This is a genomic window from Streptomyces sp. NPDC096311, assembly GCF_044763085.1.
Taxonomy (GTDB): domain Bacteria; phylum Actinomycetota; class Actinomycetes; order Streptomycetales; family Streptomycetaceae; genus Streptomyces.
Genome location: NZ_JBIWFN010000014.1, coordinates 336160 through 342159 on the forward strand (window position 1 = coordinate 336160; position 6000 = coordinate 342159).

At 71.6% G+C, this 6000-nt stretch carries 6 protein-coding genes; all 6 read left to right on the forward strand.

Features of this window, described 5'->3' with window-relative positions; genetic code table 11:
* Positions 1–63 precede the first annotated feature (63 nt).
* The 6 genes from sigR to def all read left to right on the forward strand — a co-directional run bounded on the left by sigR (position 64) and on the right by def (position 5828).
* The gene (gene sigR, locus ACIRA5_RS33470) at positions 64–747 is read left to right on the forward strand and encodes an RNA polymerase sigma factor SigR (RefSeq protein ID WP_054228152.1); all 684 of its coding nucleotides are present in this window, start codon (positions 64–66) and stop codon (positions 745–747) included.
* Entirely contained in the window at positions 744–1046 is a 303-nt protein-coding gene (gene rsrA / locus ACIRA5_RS33475) for a mycothiol system anti-sigma-R factor (protein WP_054228151.1), read from the forward strand. The genes sigR and rsrA overlap by 4 nt, the downstream gene beginning before the upstream one ends.
* Before the next feature lie 155 nt (positions 1047–1201).
* Positions 1202–2638 carry an HD-GYP domain-containing protein gene (locus ACIRA5_RS33480; RefSeq protein WP_403697207.1) on the forward strand — a complete coding sequence of 479 codons (1437 nt, stop codon included), beginning with the start codon at positions 1202–1204 and terminating at the stop codon, positions 2636–2638.
* Positions 2635–3915 (forward strand): HD-GYP domain-containing protein, encoded by a 1281-nt coding sequence (locus ACIRA5_RS33485; protein ID WP_403697210.1) that lies wholly within the window; start codon positions 2635–2637, stop codon positions 3913–3915. The genes ACIRA5_RS33480 and ACIRA5_RS33485 overlap by 4 nt, the downstream gene beginning before the upstream one ends.
* A gap of 153 nt (positions 3916–4068) precedes the next feature.
* The gene (locus tag ACIRA5_RS33490; protein WP_054228149.1) at positions 4069–5049 is read left to right on the forward strand and encodes a hypothetical protein; all 981 of its coding nucleotides are present in this window, start codon (positions 4069–4071) and stop codon (positions 5047–5049) included.
* A 128-nt stretch (positions 5050–5177) separates the two neighbouring features.
* Positions 5178–5828, forward strand: a complete 651-nt coding sequence (gene def, locus ACIRA5_RS33495) for a peptide deformylase (protein ID WP_054228148.1) — start codon at positions 5178–5180, stop codon at positions 5826–5828.
* Positions 5829–6000 lie beyond the last annotated feature (172 nt).

Consider the following 6000-nt stretch of genomic DNA (forward strand, 5'->3'; position numbering starts at 1 on the left):
GATGTTCGTCTATCCTCCGATTCGAGTGGGACCGGTTTCGGTCCTGCCACGTCGCTGGAGGAGGTGGGTCCGGTCACTGGGACCGACGCAGGGACCGATCACGGCCAGGCGGAGCAGCCCGAGGGCCAGGGCACGAGCACGGAGTCGTCCGCCGAGCGCACCGCGCGCTTCGAGCGGGACGCGCTCGAATTCCTCGACCAGATGTACTCGGCCGCCCTGCGCATGACGCGCAACCCGGCCGACGCCGAGGATCTGGTGCAGGAGACGTACGCGAAGGCGTACGCGTCCTTCCACCAGTTCCGCGAGGGCACCAACCTCAAGGCTTGGCTGTATCGCATTCTCACCAACACCTTCATCAACTCGTACCGCAAGAAGCAGCGCGAACCCCAGCGCAGTGCGGCCGAGGAGATCGAGGACTGGCAGCTCGCGCGTGCCGAGTCGCACATGTCGACCGGTCTGCGCTCCGCGGAGTCGCAGGCGCTCGACCACCTGCCCGACTCGGACGTCAAGGCTGCGCTGCAGGCGATCCCCGAGGAATTCCGCATCGCGGTCTATCTCGCTGATGTAGAAGGCTTTGCGTACAAGGAGATCGCGGACATTATGGGGACACCCATCGGTACGGTGATGTCCCGGCTGCACCGGGGCCGTCGCCAACTGCGCGGCATGCTCGAGGACTACGCCCGTGACCGCGGGCTGGTCCCGGCCGGCGCCGGAGAGTCGAACGAAGCGAAAGGCTCGGGCTCATGAGCTGCGGAGAGCCGCACGAGACGGATTGCAGTGAGGTACTCGACCACCTGTACGAGTTCCTCGACCATGAGATGCCGGACTCGGACTGCACCAAGTTCGAGGTGCACTTCGAGGAGTGCTCCCCGTGTCTGGAGAAGTACGGACTCGAGCAGGCCGTGAAGAAGCTGGTCAAGCGGTGCTGTGGCCAGGACGACGTGCCGACCGATCTGCGCGCCAAGGTCATGGGCCGCATCGACCTGATCCGCTCCGGTCAGACCGTGCCCGAGCACGACGTCACCGCGACACCCCAGGAGTCCTGAACTCCCCGGGGAGATCGTCCGGTTATCACCCGAACGTGCTAATCCGCGGGCCTGGAGCCCGCGGATTCGGCTATTGCCGCCCCCGTACCGTCCCCACCGCCCTAGGCTCCGGAGCCTGATCGGGGCAGGGGACGTCCGGGGGAGGGAACGAGGCGATGGGGTCGATTCCGACGTGGGCCCGTGTCTACGTCGTCTGTGTCGTCCTGGCCGCCGTGACCTGCCTGGCTCCGCTGCCCGCCGTTCACGCTCCCTGGTGGATCGTCGCCCTGCTCGCCGCGCTGTACGCCGGCTGCGAGCGGATCCCCTTCCCGCACAGCCCCAAGGGCGCCGCCGCCCGCGTCGCCGAGCGGGGCGCCCCCAGAGGGCTGGGCACCTTCCTGCCCGTGCTGCTCGCCGGGGCCTTTCTGCTGCCGCCGTCGGCCGCCGCGCTCGTGGCGCTGCCGGGCGCGCTGCTCGCCCGTGTGGAGCAGCGGCCGCGCTGGCTGCGCCGGATCTGGCGCGCGGCCCAGCTCGCCGTCGCGGTCTGGGCGGCGTCCCGGGTGCACTGGGCGCTGGGCGGCCGGGACGCGGTGGCCCTGCCGCACTTCCCCTACGCGCTCGTGCCCGCCGGGGCCGCGGTGCTCACCTTCTGCGTGGTGCTGACCGCGCTCGACGGCGGGATCCTGGCGCTCGCCGAGCGGGTGCCCGTACGGGGTGCCTGGCGGGGGCTCTTCTCGCGCTCCCTCGCCTCCGTCGCCGTGCACGGGCTCGCCGGGCTGATGATGGCGGTGCTGTGGCGCAGTCCGTACGGTCCCGTCGCCGCGTTGCTCGTCCTGCTGCCGATGTACGTGTCCTGCTGGGCGTTCGCGCAGTACCACCGGGAGCGGGCCGCCCACCAGGCCACCATCCGGGCCCTCGTGCAGGCCGTCGACATCAAGGACGGGTACACGCGCGGGCACAGTGAGCGGGTCGGGCAGGCGTCCATGATGATCGCCCGTGAGCTGGGCATGGACGACGAGCGCGTCGAAGTACTGCGCTTCGCCGGGATCCTGCACGACGTGGGGAAACTGGGCGTGCCCACGCGGCTCCTGCGCAAGGACGGGCCGCTGACGCCGGAGGAACGGCGGATCATCGAGCTGCATCCCGAGTACGGGCACGAGATGGTGCGTGGCATCGGCTTCCTCGGGGAGGCGCGGTCGGCGATCCTGCACCACCATGAGCGGATCGACGGGAGCGGGTACCCGTACGGGCTGGTGGGACGCCAGATCCCGGAGTTCGCACGCGTGGTGGCCGTGGCCGACGCGTTCGACGCGATGACGTCGACCCGGTCCTACCGGCGGGCCCGACCGGTGCCGGTGGCGCTGGAGGAACTGGAGCGGTGCGCGGGGGCGCAGTTCGATCCGGGGATGGTACGGGCCCTGGTGCGAGCGCTGAACCGACACGGGTGGCATCCTGCGGTGACAGCGGGGGTCTGCCCGCCCGGCACAACCGGGTCCTCGGCGAGTACGGACGGCTGCTCGACGGGCGCCGACGGGCCGTCGACCGGCGCGGACCGGGACCCGACGGGCGTCGACCCTCCGTCGAGCGGCGTCGTCGGGCGGGGGCGGTCATGAGTGCCGTCGGGGTGGAGATTCCCGGGTACGGGATCGTCGGTCGAGCCCCGTTCACCCTCACCCTCGTGCACGCGGTCGCTCTGCTCCTCGCCGTTGTCTCGCTGGCCGTCGTCCTCTGGCACGGTCTCGACGAACGAGGCGTCGCGGTCGCCTTCGGGATCCTCATCGCCGTGGGGGAGCTGACCCGCTGGAGCGGGGCCGAGGAGCGGGAGTCGGCGCCCCTCGCCGCAGCCGGCGCCCTCGCGTACGCGCTGCTCGGCGAGAACGCCGGACACCGCGCCGCCCACGGCGTCCTCGAGATCGTCGCCGTCGTCGTGGCCGCGGCCCTCATCGGCTGCGTACCGCACGTCGCCCAGGGCCGCGGGCCCACCGCCGACCACCTCACCCGGCGCGTCCTCACCGTCGGGTTCGCCGCCGTCTGCTTCCAACCCCTCTACAACCAGGGCAGGTTGATGGGCTGGGGCGGCCCCTCGTACGCCCTGCTGCTGGTCTCCCTGCTGGTGCTCACCGCGCTGTGCGACGCCGTGCTCGCGGCGGCGATGGCACACGCCCGGACCCGCTGGCCCTTCGGACCGCTGCTGCGGGACGAGCTGCGGGCCACACTCGGCATCGGGTCGGCGGTCTGCGCGACCGGGGCCGTGATGTCGCTCGCGGTGGCGGTCGTCGGGCTGTGGGCGCTGCCCGTGTTCTCGCTGCCCCTGTTGCTCACTCAACTCTCCGTCCGGCGGTACGCCGCCGTGCGCGTCACCTATCGGCAGACGATCGCCTCACTCGCGCGGGCGACCGAGATCGCCGGGTACACCCCCACCGGGCATGCCCGGCGGGTCGCCGCGCTCAGCCGGGCCGTCGGCCGTGAGCTGGGCCTGTCCGAGCCCGATCTGACCGTCCTGGAGTACGCGGCGCTCATGCACGACATCGGACAGCTCAGCCTTGTCGACCCGGTGCCGGCCGGAGCCACCTCCGTGCTCTCTGCCGACGAGCAGCGGCGCATCGCTCTCCTCGGCGGCGCCGTCGTACGTCAGACCGGCGTGGACGCCGAGGTCGCCGTGGTCGTGGAGCGGCAGGCCGATCCGTACCGGGAGCAGCCGGTCACGGCACGGATCGTGCGGGCCGTCAACGCGTTCGAGGAGATGGCCAGGGAAGCAGGCCCGGGAGGGCCCCTCACCGCCCTGGAGAAGCTGCGCCTGGCCACGGCCCGCGACTATCAGCCCGAGGTGGTGGAGTCGCTGGCCAGGGTCCTGTTGCGGGGCACCCTTACCCTGCCCCAGGCTGGGTAACCCATGGGTAATGAGCGCCCGTCCAACGGTCCGTGGTTGGATGCGAGGAAGAGGGTGTTCGGGGGCACGGGCCAGCCCGGGGCTGCGCTGTCTTCAAGAAACTCTTCAAGGGACCGGCAGGCGGGAAACGCAAGGAACTGGCAGGCGGGAATCGTGAGGATCTTCGGCAAGGGACGGCACCGGCCCTCCGCCTCATGGCGGCAGGCCACCGATCGCGCGTTCACGCTGATCGGCGACGGCCGGTACGAGGACGCGGGAGCGCTGTTGACGCGTGCCGCGGACCTGGAGCCCTGGCTGTCGGAGTCCTGGTTCAACCTGGCCCTGCTGCACAAGTTCCGGCACGACTGGGAGCAGGCGCGGGCCGCGGGCCTCCGGGCCGTCGCGCTTCTCGAACGGGAGGCGGGCGCCCCCGACTGGTGGAACGTCGGGATCGCCGCCACCGCCCTGCAGGACTGGCCGCTGGCCCGTCGTGCCTGGCAGGCGTACGGGCTGCGGGTGCCCGGCGGGGCCGCCGTCTCCGGCGAACCGGTGGGCATGGACCTCGGCAGTGCGGCCGTACGGCTGTCGCCGGAGGGCGAGGCCGAGGTCGTGTGGGGGCGCAGGCTCGATCCGGCCCGGGTGGAGGTCCTGTCTATTCCGCTGCCGTCCTCGGGGCGGCGCTGGGGCGAGGTCGTCCTGCACGACGGTGTCCCGCACGGGGAGCGGACGACCGCCGCCGGGCACGCCTATCCCGTCTTCGACGAGATCGAGCTGTGGGCGCCGTCCCCGGTGCCCACCTGGGTGGTCCTCCTGGAGGCCGCCACCGAGGAGGACCGGGACGCCCTGGAGCAGCTCGCGGCGGACGCCGGCTTCGCCGCGGAGGACTGGTCCTCGTCCGTACGGCTGTTGTGCCGGATGTGTTCCGAGTCGCGGATGCCGTCCGACGAGGGCGACGGTGAGCATCTCGACCCGCACGACCACAGCGAGCCCGGGCATCCGGGGCCGCTCGGTCACCGCACCGACGGGCAGCTGTGGGTGCCGGAGCGGGAGTGCGGGGTGGCCGCGCCGGCTCCGCTGGTCAGGGGACTGCTGGACGGGTGGGTCGCGGACAGCCCCGACTCCCGGGACTGGCGGGATCTCGAAGAGGTCTGCTGAGCGCTGCGGGTTCGCCGCGGGCCGGTGGGGGCTTGTCGCGCAATTCCCCGCGCCCCTGAAGGGGCGCCTGTCCCCGTACTCTGTAACAGCACCACACTCCCAAGCACTCAGGAAGGCGTACGTCGGTCATGGCGCAGCAGGACACCGAGCAGCAGCACTCTGGAGTGCTCCCCGTGGACGACGAGGGCTTCGTCAACGACACCGAGGACGGTGAGGAGCGCGAGGCGGCCTACCGTGAGCGCGGTACCTCGCGGCCGATCACGGTCGTCGGCAACCCGGTGCTGCACAAGGAGTGCAAGGACGTCACCGAGTTCGGGCCCGAGCTCGACCAGCTGGTCGCCGACATGTTCGCCAGCCAGCGCACCGCCGAGGGCGTGGGCCTGGCGGCCAACCAGATCGGCGTCGACCTGAAGGTCTTCGTCTACGACTGCCAGGACGACGAGGGCAAGCGGCACGTCGGTGTCGTCTGCAACCCCGTCCTCGTCGAGCTGCCCGCCGAGCAGCGCCGCCTCGACGACAGCAACGAGGGCTGCCTCTCGGTGCCGACCGCGTACGCGCCGCTGGCCCGCCCCGACTACGCGGAGGTCACCGGGCAGGACGAGAAGGGCAACCCGATCAAGGTGCGCGGCACCGGCTACTTCGCGCGCTGCCTCCAGCACGAGACCGACCATCTGTACGGCTACCTCTACATCGACCGGCTCTCCAAGCGCGAGCGCAAGGAAGCCCTGCGGCAGATGGCCGAGAACGAGCCCCGCTACCCGATCGTCGCGAACGACTGAGTCGCGGCAGGACAGTTGGGGCCCGCGCGCACGCGCGGGTCGGCCCGAGCGGCGGGGGGGGGGGGGGGGGCCCCCCCCCCACCCCCCCCCCCCCGGGGTGTGCGGAGTGGGTATACAATGGGTTCAAAAGGTCTGAGGAATAACTAAAAACACCAGGGTTGGAGGGGGCGGG